We start from the raw sequence: 21362 nt of genomic DNA, 5'->3' as shown, positions 1-21362 counted from the left end.
CCGAAGGATCGAATCATGACCTCACACACCGCCGCCCATAGTCTTACGCTCTACGGCCAGACGTTCCCGAGCCGTGTGCTGCTCGGCACATCGCGTTATCCGTCGCTGCAATCGCTTTCGGATTCCATCGATGCCGCGCGGCCCGGCATGGTGACCGTCGCGCTGCGCCGTCAGTCCGAGACTGGCGAGGCCGGTTTTTTCGAAGTCCTCAAGCGTCACGGCGTCGCGCTGCTGCCAAACACGGCGGGCTGCCAGAGCGTCGATGAAGTGCTGACCACCGCCTACATGGCGCGCGAGGTTTTCGACACGCCGTGGATCAAGCTGGAACTGATCGGCGACGACTACACGTTGCAGCCCGACCCGATCGGCCTCGTCGAAGCGGCGGGCAAGCTCGTGCGCGACGGCTTCAAGGTGCTGCCTTATTGCACCGAGGATCTCGTGATCGGCCGCCGTCTGCTCGATGCCGGCTGCGAGGCGTTGATGCCCTGGGGCGCGCCCATCGGCACCGGCAAGGGCGTGACCAATCCCTACGGTCTGCGCACGTTGCGCGAGCGGCTGCCAGACGTGCCGCTGATCGTCGATGCAGGTCTCGGCGTGCCCTCGCATGCGTGCCAGGTGATGGAGTGGGGTTTCGACGGCGTGCTCTTGAACACCGCCGTGTCGCAGGCGACCTTTCCGTCGCAGATGGCGCGCGCGTTCGCGCTGGGTGTCGAAGCCGGACGCACGGCGTTTCTCGCCGGTCCGATGGCCGAGCGCGACAGCGCGCAGGCCAGCACGCCGGTCGTTGGCATGCCGTTCTGGCATCAGGACGGAGGTGCTGCATGAGCTTGCTCGGACACGAAGTTTTCTGGCCGCCGGCGGATGAGTTGACCGAAGTCGCCGAACGTATCCGCGCGCGGCTCGGCGAGTGGCCCGCGCCGCCAACGCGCTGGCGCATTTGCCTGACCGTGCCGGATACGCCAAGTGCGCAGGATCTGCTCGTCGTCAACGAGCCGTACGCCGCGGACAATGCGACGGTGCTGGAAGCGTACGAACGTCGCGTGATATTGCTGCATGCAGGCGCGCGCCATGTTCTCGAAGGCGAGCGTTCCGACGACTGGCTGGCCGCGCTGGCGGCGTTCCTCGACTGCAATTTCGAACCGCACGATGCGCTCGTCCTGGCAATGGCATGGCGCGCCGGCGACGAACAGAAAGAAGACGCGTGGCCAAGCGACTTCGACACGTTCCCGCGCGTCGGCGATCTTCCACCCGCGCCGGAACCTGCTTTTCCCGCTTGCCCGGACAAGCTCGGTCTTTACCCCGTCTTGCCGAGCGCGAATTGGGTCGAACGCGTGCTGGACCTCGGAGTGCGCACGGCGCAGTTGCGCCGCAAGACCACCGACGCAGCGGACCTTCACGGCGAAATCGAGCGTTCGGTCGTGGCGGGGCAGCGGCATCAGGCGCAGCTTTTCATCAACGATCATTGGCGCGAAGCGATCGCCGCACGCGCTTACGGCGTGCATCTCGGTCAGGAAGATGTCGAAACCGCCGATCTGCAGGCAATCGCGCAAGCCGGGTTGCGCCTCGGACTTTCGACGCACGGCTATTACGAGATGCTTCGCGCGCTGCACTTCCGGCCGAGCTATCTCGCGCTCGGCGCGGTGTTTCCCACCACGACGAAAGTCATGCCCACCAAACCGCAAGGCCTGGCGCGGCTTACACGCTACGTAAAGCTTCTGAAAGGACGTGTGCCGCTCGTCGCGATCGGCGGTATCGACGGCAAGGTATTGCCCGAGGTGCTGGCGACCAGCGTAGGAAGCGCTGCTGTCGTGCGTGCCGTGACAGAAGCGGCGGACACCGAAGCCGCCGTCGAGTCGCTACAACAAAGCTTTGCAAATCAAGGGTAAATGTTCTGAAAATCATATCGGGTAGAGCGTAGGTAAAGCACCGATTGCGCGCAGGCCCTATAATTCGGCCTCTTGCGTCCAAGGAATTTCTTACCTCGTGCCAGCTTTCCCCGAGCCCCTGCTAGAGCTTCGCGACGTCGATTTCGGTTACGGTAATCGGCCCGTTCTCTCGAACCTGAACATGCGTTTCACGCGTGGTCAGGTGGTTGCGGTCATGGGTGGCTCCGGCTGCGGCAAGACGACAACCTTACGGTTGATCGGCGGGCTGGTGAAAGCCAGCCGCGGTCAGGTGCTGTTCGCGGGCAAGGACGTCGGCACGCAATCGCGCGACGGCCTTTACGCGCTGCGCCGCCGGATGGGCATGCTGTTTCAGTTCGGCGCGCTGTTCACCGACCAGACCGTGTTCGAGAACGTCGCGTTTCCGCTGCGGGAACACACGGATCTGCCGGAAGAGCTCATCCGCGATCTCGTCCTGATGAAGCTCAACGCGGTCGGCCTGCGTGGCGCGCGCGATCTCGCGCCGTCGGAGATTTCCGGCGGCATGGCGCGCCGCGTCGCGCTTGCCCGCGCCATCGCGCTCGATCCCGAACTGATGATGTACGACGAGCCGTTCGCCGGTCTCGATCCCATCTCGCTCGGCATAACCGCGCAACTCATCCGTACGCTCAACGACGCTCTCGGCGCCACGTCCATTCTCGTTTCGCACGATGTGCCCGAGTCGTTCGCCATTGCGGACTACGTGTACTTCGTCGCGAACGGCGGCATTCACGCGGAAGGCACGCCGGAGCAATTACGCGCGTCGGAAGACCCGACCGTGCGTCAGTTCATCGACGGCACGCCGGACGGTCCCTTCAAGTTTCATTACGCGAGCCAGCCGCTCGCGGCGGATTTCGGCATCGGAGGGAAAGCATGATCAGCGCACTCGGACGCTGGGTGCTCGACGGTTTCGGAACCGCCGGTTATGCAATGCGCATGCTGTTGCGCCTCGTACTCGAATTCTTCCCGCTTTTGCGGCGGCCGCGTCTCGTCACGAAGCAAATTCACTTCGTCGGCAATTATTCGCTTGTCATCATCGCGGTGTCGGGCCTGTTCGTCGGCTTCGTACTCGGGCTGCAGGGTTATTACACACTGAACCGCTATGGTTCGGAGCAGGCGCTTGGACTGCTCGTCGCGCTTTCGCTCGTGCGCGAGCTCGGGCCAGTCGTCACGGCGCTGTTGTTCGCCGGCCGCGCGGGTACGTCGCTGACCGCCGAGATCGGTTTGATGAAGGCGGGCGAACAACTCACGGCAATGGAAATGATGGCCGTCGATCCCATGAAAGTGGTGGTCGCGCCGCGCATGTGGGCGGGCATCATCGCCATGCCCGTGCTGGCGGCCATTTTCAGCGCGGTCGGCATCATCGGCGGGTATGTGGTCGGCGTGTTGCTGATCGGCGTGGATTCCGGCGCGTTCTGGTCGCAGATGCAAGGCGGCGTGGACGTGTGGCGCGATGTCGGCAATGGCGTCATCAAGAGCATCGTGTTCGGCTTCGCGGTGACGTTCATCGCGTTATTCCAGGGCTACGAAGCACGGCCTACGCCGGAAGGCGTGTCGCGCGCGACCACGAAAACGGTCGTGTACGCGTCGCTCGCGGTGCTCGGCCTCGATTTCCTGCTGACCGCGTTGATGTTCAGCTGATGTCCAGCTAATGAACCAAAATGCAAAACGCCCGCGAGGGCGTGGGCGTTGTGAAGGGCACAGACCTCACACGCGCTCTGCGACAAGATTCTCTTTGGGAAGACGATGAAAAAGATTGCTCTCGACTTTTGGGTCGGCCTCTTCGTGGTGCTCGGTTTCGTGGCGCTGCTGTTCCTTGCGCTGAAGGCGGGCAACATGAGTTCGCTGTCGTTCCAGCAGACCTACGCGGTGAAGCTCAAGTTCGACAACATCGGCGGCCTTAAAGCGCGCGCGCCGGTCAAGAGCGCGGGCGTGACGGTCGGGCGCGTCGGCTCGATCAGCTTCGATGGAAATACGTATCAGGCGGTGGTCGCCATCGACATCGACAAGCAATATCAATTTCCGAAAGATTCGTCCGCCAAGATTCTGACTTCCGGTCTGCTCGGCGAGCAGTACATCGGCTTGGAGCCGGGCGGCGACGATCAGATGCTCAAGAACGGCGACACCATCACGATGACGCAGTCCGCCGTGGTGCTGGAAAATCTGATCGGACAGTTCCTCTATAACAAGGCAGCGGATTCCGGCGCGTCGAAATCCTCGGCGGCGCCGGCGGCAACGGCAGCTCCCGCACCGGCATTTCCGGGTGCGGCAAGCGCGATGGGCGCGAGCGCAGCCTCGGGTACGGCTCAATAAGGAGAAACAACATGCACTCGACAGGGATGCGGCGCGCAATCGTTCTAGCGGCAACGGTGGGCATGTTCGGCGGGTGCGCGACAGTGACCACTCCGACCAAGGGCGATCCCTTCGAGAGCTACAACCGGACGATGTTCACGATCAACGACAAGGTCGATCAATACGCGTTCAAGCCGGTGGCGCAGGCTTACGTCTGGGCCGTCCCGGAACCCGTGCGCAACAGCGTCACGAACTTCTTCTCGAATATCGGCGATGTCTACATCGCGGCGAACAATCTTCTGCAACTGAGAATCGCGGATGGCGTGTCGGACATCATGCGCGTCGCGATCAACACGGTGTTCGGCGTGGGCGGTCTGTTCGACGTGGCGACCATCGCCAAGCTGCCGAAGCATTCGGGCGACTTCGGTCTCACGCTCGGCCACTACGGCGTGCCGCCTGGCCCGTACGTCGTGCTGCCGCTCCTTGGACCAAGCACCGTGCGCGATACCGGCGGCCTCGCGGTCGATTATTTCGGTAATCCGCTGAGTTACGTGCAGCCGGATTCCGTGAGCTGGGCCTTGTACGGCGTAAATCTCGTGAACACACGCGCGAACCTGCTGGATGCATCCGACATTCTTTCGGATGCCGCGCTCGACAAATACTCTTTCGTTCGTAACGCTTACCTGCAGCGGCGGCAATATCTGATTACCGGTGGCGAAGGCACCTCGCCCGATTACAGCGAAGCGCCGCTTCCAAACTACGATGCGGAAGGCGCGGAAGCCGCGACTCCGGCGGGCGCTTCGGCCACGGCGGTTCCGTCCGAAGCGGCATCGGGCGCGACGCCTGCTTCTGGAGCCGCTGGCGCGCCGCGCGCAGCGAGCGACACGGGCAACAACACGGTTCCGGGACATCAGTACGTCCCGCCGCGCGCGCCGGGATTCCCTTCGTTCCGCTTGCGTTGAGCGGACTGGCGCTAACGGCCGGTAAAATACTTGGCAGCATTTTTTACAGTTTGACAGGCGCGCGGTCTGAACTCGTTCTAGCCAGCGCGCTCAAACTCAAGCCCCTTTTTTTGCAGGATCTGCGATGAAAAAAATCTTTTTGCTTCCTATCTTCGCCATGCTGATCGCGTTCTGCGGCGCGGCGTCGGCGCAATCCGTCGACTCGAGCGCGCCCGACGTGATGATCAAGACCGTCACGCAACAAGTGCTCGACGACATCAAGTCCGACAGCAAGATTCAGTCGGGCGACATCCAGCGCATCACTGAACTCGTCAATCAGAAGATCCTGCCGTACACGGACTTCACGCGTACCACGCGTCTCGTGATGGGGCGCAACTGGAACACGGCAACGCCCGAGCAACAAAAGCAGATCGTCGAGCAATTCAAGATGCTGCTCATTCGCACGTATTCGGGCGCGCTCGCTCAGGTTCGTAATCAGACGGTACAGTACAAGCCGTTCCGCGCGTCGCCGGAGGACACGGATGTCGTGGTCCGCTCGGTCGTGATGAACAACGGCTCGCCGATCGAACTCGACTACCGCCTGTACAAAACGCCGCAAGGCTGGCGCGTGTACGACATCAACGTGCTCGGCGCATGGCTGATCCAGGCGTATCAGCAACAGTTCAACGAGCAGATTTCGCAGAATGGCGTGGCTGGCTTGCTGCAATTCCTCACGCAGCGTAATCAGCAACTCGCGAACGGCAAGGCATCGTGAGCACGCAGGCAAATGCGCAAGTCGCGGGCGGCCGCTTCCAAACGGCCGCCACGCTGACCCACGAAAGCGCGAAGGCTGCGCTCGACGCGGGTTTGTCGCGTATCGCGGCGGGTGCAACTGAAGTCGACTGCGCGCCGCTCACGCATTTCGATTCATCCGCGCTCGCCGTGCTGCTTGCATGGCAGCGCGCCGCCACCGAGCGCGGCACGGCGCTTGGCGTCGTGAATGTTCCTTCCAAGCTTGCCAGTCTCGCGCAAGCTTACGGCGTCGACACGCTGCTCTCCTTCCGACATTGATCCTGTCCTGACGCCATATCAGGTGCGGCAACCCGGCATGCGTTGCCGCGATCAGGATCGCTCCGAAGTCGGCTCCATCCGGTTTGCCCTATAATCAAATGCTTTTTCGGGCCCGCACCCGGCAATTTTTCGATCGAGCCCGGGTCCGTCAAGCGTTATCCGCACAATCGAGGCGCGGCCACACGAGGCACGCGCACTGTCAATGTCAGCCATAGAAATCCGAAACGTCAGAAAGCGCTACAAGCAGCTTCAGGCGCTCAAAGGCGTGAGCCTCACGGTTGAAGAGGGCGAATTTTTCGGCTTGCTCGGCCCCAACGGCGCCGGCAAGACCACGCTGATCAGCATCCTTGCCGGACTCGCGCGCGCCGATAGCGGCACGGTGTCCGTGCGCGGCCACGATGTCGTGAGCGACTTCCGCGCGGCGCGCCGTGCGCTTGGCGTGGTGCCGCAAGAACTGGTGTTCGATCCGTTCTTCACCGTGCGCGAGGCTTTGCGAATTCAGTCGGGCTATTTCGGTTTGCGCAAGAACGACGACTGGATCGACGAAGTCATGGCCAATCTCGATCTCACCGAGAAAGCGGACGTCAACACGCGCGCGCTCTCGGGCGGCATGAAGCGACGCGTGCTGGTGGCGCAGGCGCTGGTGCATCGGCCGCCGGTGATCGTGCTCGACGAGCCCACGGCGGGCGTCGATGTCGAACTTCGTCAGACGCTCTGGAAGTTCATCTCGCGGTTGAATCGCGAAGGGCACACCATCGTGCTGACCACGCATTACCTTGAAGAAGCCGAAGCGCTGTGTGATCGTCTCGCCATGCTTCGTCGTGGTGAAGTCGTGGCGCTCGAGCGCACGAGCACGCTTCTGCAACGCTTTTCCGGTCTGCAACTTTATCTGCGCTTTTCGAGCGGCTCGCTGCCTGTGGAACTGCGTCCGCTGGAAGTCGATCCGCACGCGGTGTCCGGCATGCAGCATCTGCTGCGCCTTTCGAGCTACGACGATGTCGAGCCGATTCTTGCGAAGTGCCGCACGGCCGGTTGCGCGTTGGATGAAATCGAGGTTCGCAAAGCCGATCTCGAAGACGTGTTCGTGCAAGTCATGAACGAACCCGACGTGGTCGAGGGACTTTCATGAGCGGCTTTCAGACGTTGTTCTACAAGGAGCTTTTGCGTTTCTGGAAGGTATCGTTTCAAACGGTGCTCGCGCCGGTCGTCACGGCGTTGCTGTATCTGACCATCTTCGGTCACGCGCTTTCCGGGCACGTACAAGTTTATGCTGGCGTTGGTTATACGAGCTTTCTCGTGCCCGGCCTCGTGATGATGAGCGTATTGCAGAACGCGTTTGCGAATAGCTCGTCGTCGCTGATTCAGTCGAAAATCACAGGCAATCTCGTGTTCGTGCTGTTGCCGCCCATTGCGCATTGGGAAATGTTCTTTGCGTATGTCTTGGCATCGGTAGCGCGTGGACTTTGTGTCGGGCTCGGCGTTTTCGTCGTGACGATATGGTTCGTCCCGATGTCTTTTTCCGCGCCGTTCTACATCATTGCGTTCGCGATCCTCGGTTCGGCAATCCTCGGTACGTTGGGTTTGATTGCCGGCATCTGGGCAGACAAGTTCGACCAGTTGGCCGCGTTTCAGAACTTCCTGATCATGCCGCTCACGTTCCTTTCCGGCGTGTTCTATTCGACGCATACGTTGCCGCCGGTTTGGCGCGCGGTGTCGCATCTGAATCCGTTCTTCTACATGATCGACGGTTTTCGCTACGGCTTTTTCGGTCTTTCGGACGTGAATCCGCTGGTGAGCATGGGTATCGTCGCTGCATTTCTGGCCGTGCTCGCGCTCATTGCCGTGCGTCTGCTCGCGAGCGGCTTCAAGCTGCGCCACTAATTCTTTAGGAGACTTTCATGTTGCCGACTCCCGAGCAAGTGAAGGACTACATCGCTGGCGGCCTCGCCTGCCAGCATCTCGAAGTTGAAGGCGATGGCCAGCACTTCTTCGCGACCATCGTGAGCGACGCGTTCGTCGGCAAGCGGCTGATCGCGCGGCATCAACTGGTTTATGCGGCGCTTGGCGAGCGCATGCGCGAAGAAATTCACGCGCTCAGCATGAAGACGCTTACGCCCGACGAATTCAAAGCCGCGTAAATACGCGACATTCGTAGCAATACGCAACACGCAACATCCCGTAACACCCGGCAACACCGGCAGGAAACAGTGCGAATCATTCAAGACAACCGCGGCGCCGAAAGCGGCTCCGCAGCAGGACGCTCGGTCGAAGGACACGTCATCATGGATAAACTGGTCATCACGGGGGGCGCGAAGCTCTCCGGCGAAATCACCGTATCGGGCGCGAAGAACGCGGCTCTGCCGATTCTGTGCGCAAGCCTTCTCACGGCCGACGACGTCCATCTGTCGAATGTGCCGAATTTGCAGGACACGCGCACGAAGCTCAAATTGCTGCGCCAGATGGGCGTGCACTCCGAAGCGTCGAGCGATGGCCGCGTGACGCTCAACGCATCGAAAGTAGACAACCTCGTCGCGCCGTACGAAATGGTCAAGACCATGCGCGCGTCGATCCTCGTGCTCGGTCCGCTCGTCGCGCGCTTCGGCGAGGCGAAGGTGTCGTTGCCCGGCGGCTGCGCAATCGGCGCGCGTCCGGTCGATCAGCACATCAAGGGTCTGCAGGCGATGGGCGCCGAGATCAATATCGAGCACGGCTTCATCGAAGCGCGCGCGAAGCGTCTGAAGGGCGCGCGCATCGTCACCGACATGATTACCGTCACCGGCACCGAAAATCTGCTGATGGCGGCAGTGCTTGCGGACGGCGAGACGGTCATCGAAAATGCCGCGCGCGAGCCGGAAGTTACCGACCTCGCGCATTTGCTCGTGAAGATGGGCGCGAAGATCGATGGCATCGGCACGGATCGGCTCGTCATCGAGGGCGTCGAGAAGCTGCACGGCGCGAAGCATAGCGTGGTGCCGGACCGTATCGAAGCGGGCACGTTCCTGTGCGCGGTCGCGGCCGCGGGCGGCGATGTCACGCTGCGCAACGTCACGCCGTCGCTGCTCGATGCCGTCACCGCCAAGCTGCGCGAAGCAGGCGTGAGCATCGAGGAAGGCGACGACTGGATGCGCGTGCGCATGAACAAGCGCCCCGAAGCGGTCAACATCCGCACGTCCGAATATCCGGCGTTCCCCACTGACATGCAGGCGCAATTCATGGCGCTGAACACTATTGCCAAGGGCACGTCGCAAGTCGTCGAGACGATCTTCGAAAACCGCTTCATGCACGTGCAGGAACTGAACCGGCTTGGCGCGAGCATTACCATCGACGGCAACACGGCGCTCGTCTCGGGCGTGGACATGCTGTCGGGCGCGAAGGTCATGGCGACCGATCTGCGCGCGTCGGCAAGTCTCGTGATCGCGGCAATGTGCGCCGATGGCGAAACGCTCATCGACCGCATCTATCACCTGGATCGCGGCTACGACCGCATGGAGTCGAAGCTGACGGCGGTCGGCGCGCGGGTGAGCCGTATCAAGGGCAGCGGGAGCGAACAATGAGTTCGTTGCCGCAGACGTCGTCCTCGCTTGCCGCCAATGCGCCGCTGACGCTCGCGCTGTCAAAAGGGCGTATCTTCGAGGAGACGGTGCCGCTGCTCGCCGCTGCCGGCGTGGAGGTCGTGGAAGATCCGGAAAGCTCGCGCAAGCTCATTTTGCCGACGACGAATCCGAACTTGCGCGTGATCATCGTGCGGGCCACCGACGTTCCTACCTACGTCGAATACGGCGCGGCCGATTTCGGCGTGGCGGGCAAGGACGTGTTGATCGAGCATGGCGGAAGCGGGCTTTATCAGCCGGTTGATCTGAACATTGCGCGCTGCCGGATGTCGGTGGCCGTGAAAGCTGGCTTCGATTACGCGAACGCGGTGCGTCAGGGCGCGCGTCTGCGTGTCGCGACGAAGTACACGGAAACCGCGCGTGAGCATTTTGCGGCGAAGGGCGTGCACGTCGATCTGATCAAGCTTTACGGTTCGATGGAACTGGCGCCGCTCGTCGGTCTGGCCGATGCCATTGTCGATCTCGTCAGTTCGGGCGGCACGCTGCGGGCGAATAATCTGGTCGAGGTTGAAGAGATCATGCAGATTTCGTCGCGCCTCGTCGTGAATCAGGCCGCGCTCAAGCTGAAGCGCGCGGCGCTCAAGCCGTATCTCGACGCTTTCGAGCGCGCATCGGCAGGAACGGATAATTAGGGCAGCCGCGTAGTCGCGCGGCGAGCCACAGCAAACGGAAAACCAGCATGTCTATCAAGATTCGCAAACTCGATTCCAGCACCGACGGTTTTCAGAAAGCTTTACGCGCGGTTCTCGCATTCGAGGCGAGCGAGGACGAAGCAATAGAGCGCTCGGTCGCGCAAATTCTCGCGGATGTCAAAGCGCGCGGCGACGCCGCCGTGCTCGACTACACCAACCAGTTCGATCGTCTGAAGGCGCACAGCGTCGCGGCGCTCGAATTGCCCGTGGCGGAACTCGAAGCCGCGCTGGAAGGGCTGGAGCCGAAACGTCGCGCGGCGCTCGAAGCAGCGGCTGCTCGCGTGCGCGGATATCACGAGAAGCAACGCATCGAATGCGGCAGTCATAGCTGGCATTACACCGAAGCCGACGGCACGGTGCTCGGCCAGAAGGTGACGCCGATCGATCGCGCGGGCATCTACGTGCCGGGCGGGAAGGCGGCGTATCCGTCGTCCGTGCTGATGAACGCCATTCCGGCGCGCGTCGCGGGCGTCAAGGAAATCGTGATGGTCGTGCCGACGCCCGATGGCGTCAAGAACCCGCTCGTGCTCGCGGCGGCGCTGCTCGGCGGCGTGGACCGCGTGTTCACCATCGGCGGGGCGCAGGCGATTGGCGCGCTGGCGTACGGGACCGAATCCGTGCCGGCGGTCGACAAGATCTGCGGGCCGGGCAACGCGTATGTCGCATCGGCGAAGCGGCGCGTGTTCGGCACGGTCGGTATCGACATGATCGCCGGGCCGTCCGAGATCCTCGTCATCTGCGACGCCACCACCGACCCGCGCTGGGTCGCGATGGACCTGTTCTCGCAAGCCGAACACGACGAACTCGCGCAATCCATTCTGCTGTGTCCGGACGCGACGTTCATTCGGCGCGTCGAAGAAGCCATCGTCGAATTGCTGCCGGCCATGCCGCGCCGCGAAGTCATTCAGCGCTCGCTCGAAGACCGCGGCGCGCTCATCAAGGTGAAGGACATGGCCGAAGCGTGCGCGATCGCGAACGATATCGCGCCCGAGCATCTGGAGATTTCGGCGCTCGATCCGCATCAGTGGGCTGCGCAGATCCACAACGCGGGCGCCATGTTCCTCGGCCGCTACACGAGCGAAAGCCTCGGCGATTACTGCGCGGGCCCGAACCACGTGTTGCCGACTTCACGCACGGCGCGCTTCTCGTCGCCGCTCGGCGTGTACGATTTCATGAAGCGTTCGAGTGTGATCGAAGTAAGCGCGGAAGGCGCGCAGACGCTCGGCGAGATCGCGGCGGAACTGGCTTACGGCGAAGGCTTGCAAGCGCATGCGAAGAGCGCGGAGTATCGGATGAAAAACGTCGGCTGAATCTGGCCGGCTTAGACGACCAAGGCGGCCTGAGAGCCGCCATATGTCCGGCGCAAAGACGTCGGCGACATCATGACCACACCTCAAGACATCCTGCGTCCCGACGTCCTTTCCATGACGAGCTATCCCGTGGCCGATTCCACGGGCTTGATCAAGCTCGACGCGATGGAAAACCCGTACTCCTTGCCCGCCGATCTCGCCAAGCGTCTTGGCGAACATCTCGCGGGCGTGGCGCTGAACCGTTATCCATCGCCGCGTCCGGCGGATCTGCTCGCCAAGATCAAGCGTGCAATGAAGGTGCCGGAAGCCTGCGACGTGCTGCTCGGCAACGGCTCGGACGAACTGATCAGCATGATGTCGATGGCGTGCGCCACGCCCGGCGCGAAAGTCGTGGCGCCGGTGCCGGGCTTCGTGATGTATCAGATGTCGGCGAAGTTCGCGCAGCTCGAATTCATCGGCGTGCCGCTCAACGCGGACTTCACGCTAGACGCAAACGCGCTCATCGCGGCTATCGACGAACATCAGCCCGCGCTCGTTTATCTCGCGTACCCGAACAATCCGACCGGAACGCTTTACGCCGATGCCGACATCGAGCGCGTGATCGCGTCGGCGAAGAAGAGTCTCGTGGTCATCGACGAGGCTTATCAGCCGTTCGCGGAAAAGACGTGGCTGCCGCGCGCGGCCGAGTATGACAACGTGGTCGTCATGCGCACGGTGTCGAAGCTCGGTCTTGCGGGCATCCGGCTTGGTTATCTGGTCGGTCTGCCCGCGTGGACCATGCAATTCGACAAGGTGCGCCCGCCGTACAACATCAACGTGCTAACGCAGGCAACCGCTGATTTCCTGCTGGATCATCTCGATGTCCTCGACGCCCAGGCCGCCGATCTGCGCGCGCAGCGCGCCGTCCTCGCGCGCGAAGTCGCCGCGCTGCCCGGCATGACGGTGTATCCGAGCGCGGGCAACTTTCTGCTCGTGCGCGTGCCGGATGCCGCCGTCGCGTTCGAAACCCTGCTGACTTCGCGGGTTCTCGTCAAAAACGTGAGTAAAATGCATGCTTTGCTGGCAAATTGCGTGCGTTTGACGGTCGGCACGGCCGAGGAAAACGCGCACATGGTCGCGGCGCTCAAAAAGCTCGCGCTCAACTAAATCCCCACTTTTCGAAAGCCTCAAGGAAACACCATGCGCATTGCGGAAGTCGTTCGCAACACCAGCGAAACGCAGATCCGTGTGAAGCTCGATCTGGACGGCACCGGCAAGCAGAAGCTCGCCACCGGCGTGCCGTTTCTGGATCACATGCTCGATCAGATCGCGCGACACGGCCTGTTCGATCTCGAAGTCGAAGCGCATGGCGACCTCCATATCGATGATCACCACACCGTCGAAGACACCGGTATCACGCTGGGTCAGGCGGTGGCGAAAGCCATTGGCGACCGCAAGGGCATTCGCCGTTATGGCCACTCGTATGTTCCGCTCGATGAAGCGCTGTCGCGCGTCGTGATCGATTTCTCCGGCCGTCCGGGCCTCGAATTCCATGTGCCGTTTACGCGCGCGCGCATCGGTACGTTCGATGTCGATCTCACCATCGAATTTTTCCGTGGCTTCGTGAATCACGCGGGCGTGACGCTGCACATCGACAATTTGCGCGGCATCAACGCGCATCATCAGGTCGAGACCGTGTTCAAGGCGTTCGGCCGCGCGTTGCGCATGGCCGTCGAAGCCGACGAACGCGCCGCAGGACAAATTCCTTCCACCAAAGGCAGTCTCTGATCAGCCCGTTCCAAGCGACGCAGCAATGCGTCGCGCACGAAAGGCTCGCCCGCGATGGATCTCTTCAAGTCGTTCATATCCTTGCTTGCGCTGATCAATCCGGTCGGCGCGATACCGTTTTTTCTTAGCCTGACCGCGCAACAATCCGATCTCGAAAAGCGCAACACCATCCGCGTGGCATCGATCTCGGTGTTCTGCGTAATCGCGATCACCGCGCTGCTCGGGCAGCAGATCATCGCGTTCTTCGGCATTTCGGTCGGCTCGTTCGAAGTCGGCGGCGGGATCATCATGCTGCTCATGGCGATCAGCATGTTGAACGCGCAAGTCGGCAACGCGCGCTCGACCGTCGAGGAGCGCATGGAAGCCGAGGAGCGCAATAGCGTTGCCGTTGTGCCGCTCGCGATTCCGCTGCTCACCGGGCCGGGATCGATCAGCACCGTGATCGTCTATGCTGCAAATGCGCAGCACTGGTACGACCGCTTCGGGCTCGTCGTGCTGGGCGCGATCATCGCGGCGTTGTGTTTCGGCGCGTTGAATCTGGCCGAGCCGATCGCGCGCTGGGTCGGGCGCACGGGTATCAATATCGGCACGCGTCTCATGGGTTTGATGTTGTCCGCGCTGGCGGTGGAGTTCATCGTCAACGGGTTGAAGGCCTTGATGCCATCTTTGAAATGAAAACTTCGATAGCGATTGTTGATTACGGAATGGGCAACCTGCGCTCGGTGTATCAGGCGCTTAAGAAGGCCGCGCCCGACGCCGACGTGGCGATCGTCGATCAGCCCGAGGCCATTCGCGCGGCGGATCGTATCGTGCTGCCGGGTCAAGGCGCGATGCGCGATTGCATGGGCCATTTGGGCGCGTCGGGCTTGCAGGATGCGGTGATCGAAGCGTCGCGCAACAAGCCGATGCTCGGCGTTTGCGTCGGCGAACAGATGCTGTTCGACTGGAGCGAAGAAGGCGACACGAAGGGCCTCGGGCTTTTCCCCGGCAAGGTCGTGCGCTTTCAACTCGAAGGCCAGTTGCAGGACGACGGCTCGCGCTTCAAGGTGCCGCAAATGGGCTGGAACCGCGTGCATCAGACGCAAGCGCATCCGGTGTGGGACGGCGTGGCGGATGGCGCGTTCTTCTACTTCGTGCATAGTTACTACGTCGTGCCGGACAACCCGGCGCACACTTCGGGCGAAACCGTTTATGGTTCCGCGTTCACATCGGCGGTGGCGCGCGACAACATCTTCGCCACGCAATTCCACCCCGAGAAGAGCGCCGACGCGGGCTTGCGGCTGTATCGCAACTTCGTTCACTGGAACCCGTAAAGCGCGCAACCGGGCGTTGCAATACTTGTACTACACTAGCGAAGCGGCCCGCTGTAAGGCACCGAGACCTCACGCGCAGCCGTTTCGATCAACTCAATCCAGAAAATACGCGATACCTATGCTGCTCATTCCGGCCATCGATCTCAAAGACGGTCAGTGCGTGCGCCTCAAACAAGGCGATATGGACCAGGCGACCATTTTTTCAGAAGATCCGGCGGCAATGGCCCGGCACTGGGTCGACCGAGGGGCGCGCAGACTACACCTCGTCGATCTGAACGGCGCCTTCGCGGGCAAGCCGAGGAACGGCGACGCTATCCGCGCAATCATCGACGAAGTGGGTAGCGAGATTCCCGTGCAACTAGGCGGCGGCATTCGCGACCTGAACACCATCGAGCGCTATCTCGACGACGGTCTCTCGTTCGTCATCATCGGCACGGCGGCGGTGAAGAATCCCGGCTTCCTGCAGGATGCGTGCAGCGCGTTCGGGGGGCATATCATCGTCGGGCTCGACGCCAAGGACGGCAAAGTCGCCACAGACGGCTGGAGCAAACTGACCGGCCACGAAGTAGTGGATCTCGGGCGCAAGTTCGAAGACTACGGCTGCGAGTCGATCATCTACACGGACATCGGGCGCGACGGCATGCTTCAGGGCATCAATATCGACGCCACCGTGCGGCTCGCGCAAGCCGTGAAGATTCCCGTTATCGCGAGCGGCGGACTGTCGAGCATCGCGGACATCGAGTCGCTCTGCGAAGTCGAGGGCGAAGGCATCGAAGGCGTGATCTGCGGTCGCGCCATCTATTCCGGCGACCTGGACTTCACTTCCGCGCAAACGCGCGCGGATGCGTTGCGCGAAGCGGACGGTGCCTGAGGCTCTTTCGGGCGCGAGCACGTTGCAGCACGCCGGGCGGCGGCTCTTGCCGCCCTTCATTCGTTTTGGACCTGCAGTGGCGGAACATGGCTCTCGCTAAACGCATCATCCCCTGTCTCGACGTGACCGCCGGGCGCGTCGTCAAAGGGGTCAACTTCGTCGAACTGCGCGACGCGGGCGATCCCGTGGAGATCGCGCGACGCTACGACGACCAAGGCGCGGATGAACTCACGTTCCTCGACATCACCGCGACTTCCGACCAGCGCGACCTCATTTTGCCGATCATCGAATCGGTCGCGTCTCAGGTGTTCATTCCGCTGACCGTCGGTGGCGGCGTGCGCGCCGTCGAAGACGTGCGGCGCCTGCTCAACGCCGGCGCGGACAAGATCAGCATGAATTCGTCGGCGGTGGCGAATCCGCAACTCGTACGCGATGCATCCGACAAGCACGGTTCGCAATGCATCGTCGTTGCCATCGACGCCAAGCGCGTTTCCGCCGATGGCGAGCCGCCCCGCTGGGAAGTGTTCACGCACGGCGGGCGCAAGGCAACGGGCATCGACGCAATCAAATGGGCGCGCAAGATGGCCGAATTCGGCGCGGGCGAAATTCTGCTGACCAGCATGGATCGCGACGGCACCAAGTCCGGCTTCGACCTCGCGCTCACGCGCGCCGTGTCGGACGCCGTGCCCGTGCCGGTGATCGCTTCGGGCGGCGTCGGTACGCTCAAGCATCTGGCGGATGGCATCACGGAAGGCCGCGCCGACGCCGTTCTGGCCGCGAGCATCTTTCATTATGGCGAACACACGGTTGGCGAAGCCAAGCGCTTCATGGCCGAGCAAGGCATTTCGGTGAGGAATTGACGGTGACGGATCAAGCCGATTGGCTCGACAAGGTGAACTGGGACGCGAACGGCCTCGTGCCGGTGATCGCGCAGGAAGCGTCGAGCAACGACGTGCTCATGTTCGCCTGGATGAATCGCGAGGCGCTCGCCAAAACCATCGAACTGAAGCGCGCCGTCTATTTTTCGCGTTCGCGTCAGCGCCTGTGGTTCAAGGGCGAGGAATCGGGGCACGTTCAGCATGTGCACGAGGTGCGGCTCGATTGCGACGAAGACGTCGTGCTGCTCAAAGTCGAACAGGTATCGGGGATCGCGTGCCACACCGGCCGTCATTCCTGCTTTTTCCAGAAATTCGAAGGAACGGCGCAAGACGGCGCGTGGGTCGCAGTCGAGCCGGTTCTGAAAGACCCCGTAAGTATTTACAAATGACGCAAGCCACCACGCAGGACACGCTGCTGCGCCTCGCCGCGGTTATCGACGGTCGAAAAGGCGGCGATCCGGAACAATCCTACGTTTCGCGACTCTTTCATAAAGGTGACGACGCGATCCTGAAGAAGATCGGCGAGGAAGCGACGGAAGTCGTACTCGCCGCGAAGGATGCGCGCCACGGCGGCGCGCCGAAAGCGCTCGTCGGAGAAGTCGCCGACCTGTGGTTCCATTGTCTCGTGATGCTGTCGCATTTCGACCTGAGCCCCGCCGACGTGATCGCCGAGTTGGAACGGCGCGAAGGTTTGTCGGGTATCGAAGAAAAAGCGCTGCGCAAAACGCGCGAGCGCGAGCAGAACGGCAGCTGACGAGACGCCCATTGCGAAGGAGGGCCCCGTGAATACGCCTCACGAACAGTACCCGCCGCCGGTGTATCAGAATCAGCTCGACCCGCAGCGGCTGAGCAGCCTCAAGACGCTCACGCATGTCTTGTATGCGCTTTACGCGCTCTATTGGCTGACGGGCGGGTTGACCGTGCTCGTCGCGATCATCATCAATTATCTGAAACGCGGCGATACCGTCGGAACGCCTTACGAAGCTCACTTCACCTGGCAGATCCGCACGTTCTGGTGGGCTGTCCTCGGACATCTGGTTGGCGCGGCGCTCATTTTCGTCGGGATCGGCTTCGTGATTCTTTTCGCGGTCGGCATCTGGACGCTTTATCGTGTCATCAAAGGTTGGCTGTATCTTTATGAAGGAAAAACGTTCGACCCACGCGCGTGGTTTTGAACGGCAACACCTGGCAACAGGAGACACGGGAATTTCATGAGCCAAGACAACTGCATTTTCTGCAAGATTGCGTCAGGACAACTGCCAAGCACGAAGCTCTATGAGGACGACGAGTTCGTCGCCTTCAACGACATCAATCCGGCTGCGCCGGTTCACGTGCTCGTCATTCCCCGGAAGCACATCGAAACGCTGTCGCACTGCACGGAAAGCGACGCGCCGCTGCTTGGTAGAATGGTAAGTCTCGTTGGTCGTCTGGCAAAAGATCTCGGCGTTTCCTACACGGGTGGCGAGACGGGATTCCGGACGGTGATCAACACGGGGCCGGGCGGTGGACAGGAGGTTTTTCACATCCACGCGCATTTGCTGGCAGGAGAGCGTCCGTGGCGCCGGATGGGCTGAAAACCGCAAATTTTGTCGGCAAACGCCTTTCCAATGCAATATTGGACGCGCAGAATCGGTATTCATAGCCGAAGTGACTTTTTCGGCGCGGGCCGCAAGGCCGATCTTCCGTTCGCACAAAGCCGTTGCGGCGGAATTACGGAGAATTTTCATTCATGGGTTCGTTGAGCATTTGGCATTGGTTGATCGTCCTTTTGATCGTGGCGCTCGTCTTCGGCACGAAGAAACTGCGCAACATCGGTGGCGATTTGGGCGGCGCGGTCAAGGGCTTCAAGGAAGGCATGCGCGATGGTGAGCAGCCGGCTTCGACCACCGATCCGCGCGAGCTGCCGCGCAACGGTGCGGTTGACGTGGAAGCGAAGGACAAGACCCGTTCGGGCGACTATCGCTAATCCGGTCATCGACCGCAATCTTTCACTTACTCTTCAATGCTCGATCTCGGTCTGACCAAGATGGCGCTGATTGGCGTCGTGGCGCTCGTGGTGCTTGGGCCTGAGCGCCTGCCCGGGGTTGCGCGCACGGCCGGCGCACTGTTCGGGCGCGCGCAGCGCTATATCAACGACGTCAAATCCGAAGTGGCGCGCGAGATGGAACTCGACGAGCTTAAGAAGATGCGCACCGACTTCGAAACCGCTGCGTCGAACGTCGAAACGTCGATTCACGACAACCTGAAGCGCCACGAAGCCGAATTGAACGACGCGTGGAGCCAGGGCACGTCCGTGTCGCCGAGTGTCGCGAGAGAAGAGGCCGAGGCGATCGGCGGCAGCGCGGCGGTCACGGACAAACCGTGGATGCGCACATCGGGCATCCGCGCCGCGCGCAAGAACTGGCGCGTCAAACAAAGCGCCATCCCCAACTGGTACAAGCGAACGAATCTGCGCCGCACGCGGGTTCAGTCTGGCGCGGCTCGCGTTGCGCGTCATACGCCAGAAACCTTGCGCCGCCCGACCCGGTTTTTCTGATCCCGGCTACTTCCTTTCATCGATGATCCATACCGAGGGCCGGCGTGAGCGACCCGCTACAAAATAAAGACGAGCCCGTCGAAGAGACGTTCATTTCGCATCTGGTCGAATTGCGTGACCGCATCATTAAAGCGGGCGCTTCGGTTATCGTGGTGTTCGTATCGCTGGTGTATTGGGCGCCGGACATCTTCAAGTTACTGGCCCGGCCGCTGATGCAGAACCTGCCGGCCGACGGCAAGATGATCGTCACCGACGTGACCGGCTCGTTCTTCGTGCCCATGAAGGTGACCATGCTCGTCGCCTTCGTCATCGCGCTGCCGCTTGTGCTGTATCAGCTTTGGGCGTTCGTGGCGCCGGGTTTGTATCAGCACGAGAAGAAGCTTGTCGCGCCGCTCGTGTTCAGCAGCTACGCGCTCTTCCTTTGCGGCATGGCTTTCGCGTATTTCGTCGTGTTTCCGACCATCTTTCGCGTGATGGCGCATTACAACGCGCCGCTCGGTGCGGAGATGACCACGGATATCGACAACTACCTGAGCTTCGTGCTCACGATGTTCCTCGCATTCGGCGTAACGTTCGAAGTGCCGATCGTCGTCGTGTTGCTGGCGCGCATGGGTGTCGTGTCCATTCAGAAGCTCAAGCAGATTCGCCCGTATGTGATTGTCGGCGCGTTCGTCATTTCGGCGGTCGTTACCCCGCCAGACGTTTTCTCGCAGCTGATCCTGGCCATTCCGCTCATCATTCTCTACGAAGCGGGGATTATTGCGGCGCGGCTGGTGGTTGGAAAGCAGCCAATCAAAAGCGAAGAGGCAACGGCCGAGTAGGTGCGGCGTATTGCCGCGGCAGTGAAATGTCGGATGCGCAAAAAAGGCAGCTTCGATTACCGAAGCTGCCTTTTTGTTTTCAACGGAGAACCGAGTTTATTCGTCGCCCTGATCGTTTCCTTGATCCTCGTCTTCCGGTAACTGTGGCGCGCGCGGTTGAGCCGGGCGCTTGCCGATAGTCACGTTGATATCGAGTTCCTTGTTCTTGCGCATTAAATGAACCTTCACCGACGTGCCCGGTTTGATCTGCGCGACCACGTTCAGGAGGCGCGTGGTGTCGGTGATGGTGTCGTCGTTGATGCTGACGAGAATGTCGCCCGGCTTGATGCCTGCCTTGTCCGCCGGGCCGCCTTGCAACACCCCGGCCACGATGGCGCCAGATTTTTGGTCGAGCCCGAACGATTCCGCGATCTCCGGCGTCACGTCCTGCGGCTCCACGCCAATCCAGCCGCGCGTGACCGTGCCCGTCGTGATGATGCTCTCGAGCACGCTGCGCGCCGTCGACACCGGGATCGCAAAGCCGATTCCCAGTGAGCCGCCGCTGCGCGAATAAATCGCCGTGTTGATGCCGAGCAGATTGCCGTTCACGTCGACGAGCGCGCCGCCCGAGTTGCCGGGGTTGATTGCCGCGTCGGTCTGAATGAAGTTCTCGAACGTGTTGATGCCGAGGTGATTGCGCCCGAGCGCGCTCACAATGCCCATGGTTACCGTCTGCCCGACGCCGAACGGATTGCCGATAGCCAGCACGACATCGCCGACGCGCGTCTGGTCCATGCGGCCGAGCGTGATGGTCGGCAGATTCGTCATGTTGATCTTGAGCACGGCAAGATCGGTTTCCGGATCGACGCCGATTACCTTCGCGCTGGACGTGCGGCCGTCGGCAAGCGCAACTTCGATTTGATCGGCGCCATCGACGACATGCTGGTTCGTTAGAATGTAACCTTCCGAGCTGACGATGACACCCGAGCCGAGATTCGACGCTGGCGGCTCGTCGCTCTTGCGCTTGTTTTTATCGCCGAAGAAGTAGCGGAACAGCGGGTCTTTGGCGCGCGGGTCCGGCGGCAGATTGCCGTCCTTGCTGGAAAAGACGTTGACCACAGCGGGCATGGCCTTTTGCGCGCCTTCGGCATAGGAAGATTGAAGCGGTCGCGAGCCTATGCTCGGCGCCACTTCCTGCAGCGCGACTATTGGTTCGGCGAGTTGCTTGCCGAATTGGCCCTGACGTTGAAGCCACTGCGGTTTCAAGGTCGCGATGATGAACATCAGGGCCAAAATCACGGTGACCGCTTGGGCAAAAAATAGCCAGAAGCGTCTAAGCATTTGAAGGGATAGAGGAA

28 protein-coding genes are annotated in these 21362 nt (G+C 61.5%); 27 read left to right on the top strand and 1 reads right to left on the bottom strand.

The window, feature by feature from the left end:
* Nucleotides 1-15: 15 nt before the first annotated feature.
* The 27 genes from P9250_RS17010 (at nucleotide 16) to tatC (ending at nucleotide 20025) form a co-directional block, all read left to right on the top strand.
* On the top strand, nucleotides 16-825 hold the full coding sequence (locus P9250_RS17010) for a thiazole synthase (protein ID WP_309844573.1): 810 nt from the start codon (nucleotides 16-18) through the stop codon (nucleotides 823-825).
* A complete protein-coding gene (gene thiE / locus P9250_RS17005; RefSeq protein WP_310394268.1) occupies nucleotides 822-1886 on the top strand; it encodes a thiamine phosphate synthase in 1065 nt (354 codons plus the stop codon). The genes P9250_RS17010 and thiE overlap by 4 nt, the downstream gene beginning before the upstream one ends.
* A 97-nt stretch (nucleotides 1887-1983) precedes the next feature.
* Nucleotides 1984-2799, top strand: a complete 816-nt coding sequence (locus P9250_RS17000) for an ABC transporter ATP-binding protein (RefSeq protein ID WP_244826386.1) — start codon at nucleotides 1984-1986, stop codon at nucleotides 2797-2799.
* Entirely contained in the window at nucleotides 2796-3563 is a 768-nt protein-coding gene (gene mlaE / locus P9250_RS16995; RefSeq protein WP_244826385.1) for a lipid asymmetry maintenance ABC transporter permease subunit MlaE, read from the top strand. Before P9250_RS17000 ends, mlaE begins: the two co-directional genes overlap by 4 nt.
* A gap of 105 nt (nucleotides 3564-3668) precedes the next feature.
* The gene (gene mlaD / locus P9250_RS16990; RefSeq protein ID WP_310394266.1) at nucleotides 3669-4235 is read left to right on the top strand and encodes an outer membrane lipid asymmetry maintenance protein MlaD; all 567 of its coding nucleotides are present in this window, start codon (nucleotides 3669-3671) and stop codon (nucleotides 4233-4235) included.
* 11 nt (nucleotides 4236-4246) lie between these two features.
* A complete protein-coding gene (locus tag P9250_RS16985) occupies nucleotides 4247-5176 on the top strand; it encodes a VacJ family lipoprotein (protein WP_250509562.1) in 930 nt (309 codons plus the stop codon).
* A 124-nt stretch (nucleotides 5177-5300) separates the two neighbouring features.
* On the top strand, nucleotides 5301-5930 hold the full coding sequence (locus P9250_RS16980) for a phospholipid-binding protein MlaC (RefSeq protein ID WP_244826382.1): 630 nt from the start codon (nucleotides 5301-5303) through the stop codon (nucleotides 5928-5930).
* The gene (locus tag P9250_RS16975) at nucleotides 5927-6226 is read left to right on the top strand and encodes an STAS domain-containing protein (RefSeq protein ID WP_250509561.1); all 300 of its coding nucleotides are present in this window, start codon (nucleotides 5927-5929) and stop codon (nucleotides 6224-6226) included. Before P9250_RS16980 ends, P9250_RS16975 begins: the two co-directional genes overlap by 4 nt.
* Before the next feature lie 202 nt (nucleotides 6227-6428).
* On the top strand, nucleotides 6429-7355 hold the full coding sequence (locus P9250_RS16970) for an ABC transporter ATP-binding protein (RefSeq protein ID WP_310394263.1): 927 nt from the start codon (nucleotides 6429-6431) through the stop codon (nucleotides 7353-7355).
* Nucleotides 7352-8107: an ABC transporter permease gene (locus tag P9250_RS16965; protein ID WP_244826379.1), complete on the top strand. Its 756-nt coding sequence runs from the start codon at nucleotides 7352-7354 to the stop codon at nucleotides 8105-8107. The genes P9250_RS16970 and P9250_RS16965 overlap by 4 nt, the downstream gene beginning before the upstream one ends.
* 17 nt (nucleotides 8108-8124) lie before the next feature.
* A complete protein-coding gene (locus P9250_RS16960; RefSeq protein WP_244826378.1) occupies nucleotides 8125-8364 on the top strand; it encodes a BolA family protein in 240 nt (79 codons plus the stop codon).
* A gap of 144 nt (nucleotides 8365-8508) precedes the next feature.
* Entirely contained in the window at nucleotides 8509-9780 is a 1272-nt protein-coding gene (gene murA / locus P9250_RS16955; protein ID WP_244826377.1) for a UDP-N-acetylglucosamine 1-carboxyvinyltransferase, read from the top strand.
* Entirely contained in the window at nucleotides 9777-10469 is a 693-nt protein-coding gene (gene hisG / locus P9250_RS16950) for an ATP phosphoribosyltransferase (protein WP_244826376.1), read from the top strand. Before murA ends, hisG begins: the two co-directional genes overlap by 4 nt.
* A gap of 47 nt (nucleotides 10470-10516) precedes the next feature.
* Nucleotides 10517-11839 carry a histidinol dehydrogenase gene (gene hisD, locus P9250_RS16945; RefSeq protein WP_310394260.1) on the top strand — a complete coding sequence of 441 codons (1323 nt, stop codon included), beginning with the start codon at nucleotides 10517-10519 and terminating at the stop codon, nucleotides 11837-11839.
* A 72-nt stretch (nucleotides 11840-11911) separates the two neighbouring features.
* Nucleotides 11912-12985 (top strand): histidinol-phosphate transaminase, encoded by a 1074-nt coding sequence (gene hisC, locus P9250_RS16940; RefSeq protein ID WP_244826374.1) that lies wholly within the window; start codon nucleotides 11912-11914, stop codon nucleotides 12983-12985.
* 33 nt (nucleotides 12986-13018) lie between these two features.
* Nucleotides 13019-13606, top strand: coding sequence for an imidazoleglycerol-phosphate dehydratase HisB (gene hisB, locus P9250_RS16935; protein ID WP_244826373.1), 588 nt, complete (start codon nucleotides 13019-13021; stop codon nucleotides 13604-13606).
* A 54-nt stretch (nucleotides 13607-13660) separates the two neighbouring features.
* Nucleotides 13661-14281, top strand: a complete 621-nt coding sequence (locus tag P9250_RS16930) for a MarC family protein (RefSeq protein WP_244826372.1) — start codon at nucleotides 13661-13663, stop codon at nucleotides 14279-14281.
* Nucleotides 14278-14919: an imidazole glycerol phosphate synthase subunit HisH gene (gene hisH / locus P9250_RS16925; protein ID WP_250509559.1), complete on the top strand. Its 642-nt coding sequence runs from the start codon at nucleotides 14278-14280 to the stop codon at nucleotides 14917-14919. Before P9250_RS16930 ends, hisH begins: the two co-directional genes overlap by 4 nt.
* A 118-nt stretch (nucleotides 14920-15037) precedes the next feature.
* Nucleotides 15038-15790 carry a 1-(5-phosphoribosyl)-5-[(5-phosphoribosylamino)methylideneamino]imidazole-4-carboxamide isomerase gene (gene hisA, locus P9250_RS16920; protein ID WP_244826370.1) on the top strand — a complete coding sequence of 251 codons (753 nt, stop codon included), beginning with the start codon at nucleotides 15038-15040 and terminating at the stop codon, nucleotides 15788-15790.
* Nucleotides 15791-15876: 86 nt separating this feature from the next.
* Entirely contained in the window at nucleotides 15877-16650 is a 774-nt protein-coding gene (gene hisF, locus P9250_RS16915; protein WP_310394257.1) for an imidazole glycerol phosphate synthase subunit HisF, read from the top strand.
* 2 nt (nucleotides 16651-16652) lie between these two features.
* Entirely contained in the window at nucleotides 16653-17057 is a 405-nt protein-coding gene (hisI, locus tag P9250_RS16910; RefSeq protein ID WP_310394254.1) for a phosphoribosyl-AMP cyclohydrolase, read from the top strand.
* The gene (locus tag P9250_RS16905) at nucleotides 17054-17422 is read left to right on the top strand and encodes a phosphoribosyl-ATP diphosphatase (protein WP_250509558.1); all 369 of its coding nucleotides are present in this window, start codon (nucleotides 17054-17056) and stop codon (nucleotides 17420-17422) included. Before hisI ends, P9250_RS16905 begins: the two co-directional genes overlap by 4 nt.
* A 28-nt stretch (nucleotides 17423-17450) precedes the next feature.
* Entirely contained in the window at nucleotides 17451-17843 is a 393-nt protein-coding gene (locus P9250_RS16900; RefSeq protein WP_244826366.1) for a hypothetical protein, read from the top strand.
* 36 nt (nucleotides 17844-17879) lie between these two features.
* Nucleotides 17880-18242: a histidine triad nucleotide-binding protein gene (locus tag P9250_RS16895; protein ID WP_310394251.1), complete on the top strand. Its 363-nt coding sequence runs from the start codon at nucleotides 17880-17882 to the stop codon at nucleotides 18240-18242.
* 155 nt (nucleotides 18243-18397) lie between these two features.
* On the top strand, nucleotides 18398-18634 hold the full coding sequence (gene tatA / locus P9250_RS16890) for a Sec-independent protein translocase subunit TatA (protein ID WP_250465805.1): 237 nt from the start codon (nucleotides 18398-18400) through the stop codon (nucleotides 18632-18634).
* 36 nt (nucleotides 18635-18670) lie between these two features.
* Entirely contained in the window at nucleotides 18671-19204 is a 534-nt protein-coding gene (tatB, locus tag P9250_RS16885) for a Sec-independent protein translocase protein TatB (RefSeq protein ID WP_244826363.1), read from the top strand.
* Nucleotides 19205-19248: 44 nt separating this feature from the next.
* Nucleotides 19249-20025, top strand: coding sequence for a twin-arginine translocase subunit TatC (gene tatC / locus P9250_RS16880; RefSeq protein WP_244826362.1), 777 nt, complete (start codon nucleotides 19249-19251; stop codon nucleotides 20023-20025).
* A 96-nt stretch (nucleotides 20026-20121) separates the two neighbouring features.
* On the opposite strand, the gene P9250_RS16875 is transcribed toward tatC, so the two are convergent.
* A complete protein-coding gene (locus tag P9250_RS16875) occupies nucleotides 20122-21345 on the bottom strand; it encodes a S1C family serine protease (RefSeq protein WP_244826361.1) in 1224 nt (407 codons plus the stop codon).
* Nucleotides 21346-21362: the final 17 nt, after the last annotated feature.

Origin of the sequence: Caballeronia sp. LP006, assembly GCF_031450995.1 — a bacterium.
Classification (GTDB): Bacteria; Pseudomonadota; Gammaproteobacteria; order Burkholderiales; family Burkholderiaceae; genus Caballeronia.
The sequence above is the reverse complement of the archived record's forward strand: the minus strand, read 5'-3'. Positions and strand labels throughout refer to the sequence as shown.

Excerpts from the sequence above, each read along its gene's own strand:
- P9250_RS17010 (WP_309844573.1), top strand. The coding sequence starts at position 16 with ATGACCTCACACACCGCCGCCCATAGTCTTACGCTCTACGGCCAGACG.
- thiE (WP_310394268.1), top strand. The coding sequence starts at position 822 with ATGAGCTTGCTCGGACACGAAGTTTTCTGGCCGCCGGCGGATGAGTTG.
- mlaE (WP_244826385.1), top strand. The coding sequence starts at position 2,796 with ATGATCAGCGCACTCGGACGCTGGGTGCTCGACGGTTTCGGAACCGCC.
- mlaD (WP_310394266.1), top strand. The coding sequence starts at position 3,669 with ATGAAAAAGATTGCTCTCGACTTTTGGGTCGGCCTCTTCGTGGTGCTC.
- P9250_RS16985 (WP_250509562.1), top strand. The coding sequence starts at position 4,247 with ATGCACTCGACAGGGATGCGGCGCGCAATCGTTCTAGCGGCAACGGTG.
- P9250_RS16980 (WP_244826382.1), top strand. The coding sequence starts at position 5,301 with ATGAAAAAAATCTTTTTGCTTCCTATCTTCGCCATGCTGATCGCGTTC.
- P9250_RS16970 (WP_310394263.1), top strand. The coding sequence starts at position 6,429 with ATGTCAGCCATAGAAATCCGAAACGTCAGAAAGCGCTACAAGCAGCTT.
- P9250_RS16965 (WP_244826379.1), top strand. The coding sequence starts at position 7,352 with ATGAGCGGCTTTCAGACGTTGTTCTACAAGGAGCTTTTGCGTTTCTGG.
- P9250_RS16960 (WP_244826378.1), top strand. The coding sequence starts at position 8,125 with ATGTTGCCGACTCCCGAGCAAGTGAAGGACTACATCGCTGGCGGCCTC.
- murA (WP_244826377.1), top strand. The coding sequence starts at position 8,509 with ATGGATAAACTGGTCATCACGGGGGGCGCGAAGCTCTCCGGCGAAATC.
- hisG (WP_244826376.1), top strand. The coding sequence starts at position 9,777 with ATGAGTTCGTTGCCGCAGACGTCGTCCTCGCTTGCCGCCAATGCGCCG.
- hisD (WP_310394260.1), top strand. The coding sequence starts at position 10,517 with ATGTCTATCAAGATTCGCAAACTCGATTCCAGCACCGACGGTTTTCAG.
- hisC (WP_244826374.1), top strand. The coding sequence starts at position 11,912 with ATGACCACACCTCAAGACATCCTGCGTCCCGACGTCCTTTCCATGACG.
- hisB (WP_244826373.1), top strand. The coding sequence starts at position 13,019 with ATGCGCATTGCGGAAGTCGTTCGCAACACCAGCGAAACGCAGATCCGT.
- P9250_RS16930 (WP_244826372.1), top strand. The coding sequence starts at position 13,661 with ATGGATCTCTTCAAGTCGTTCATATCCTTGCTTGCGCTGATCAATCCG.
- hisH (WP_250509559.1), top strand. The coding sequence starts at position 14,278 with ATGAAAACTTCGATAGCGATTGTTGATTACGGAATGGGCAACCTGCGC.
- hisA (WP_244826370.1), top strand. The coding sequence starts at position 15,038 with ATGCTGCTCATTCCGGCCATCGATCTCAAAGACGGTCAGTGCGTGCGC.
- hisF (WP_310394257.1), top strand. The coding sequence starts at position 15,877 with ATGGCTCTCGCTAAACGCATCATCCCCTGTCTCGACGTGACCGCCGGG.
- P9250_RS16905 (WP_250509558.1), top strand. The coding sequence starts at position 17,054 with ATGACGCAAGCCACCACGCAGGACACGCTGCTGCGCCTCGCCGCGGTT.
- P9250_RS16895 (WP_310394251.1), top strand. The coding sequence starts at position 17,880 with ATGAGCCAAGACAACTGCATTTTCTGCAAGATTGCGTCAGGACAACTG.
- tatA (WP_250465805.1), top strand. The coding sequence starts at position 18,398 with ATGGGTTCGTTGAGCATTTGGCATTGGTTGATCGTCCTTTTGATCGTG.
- tatB (WP_244826363.1), top strand. The coding sequence starts at position 18,671 with ATGCTCGATCTCGGTCTGACCAAGATGGCGCTGATTGGCGTCGTGGCG.
- P9250_RS16875 (WP_244826361.1), bottom strand. The coding sequence starts at position 21,345 with ATGCTTAGACGCTTCTGGCTATTTTTTGCCCAAGCGGTCACCGTGATT.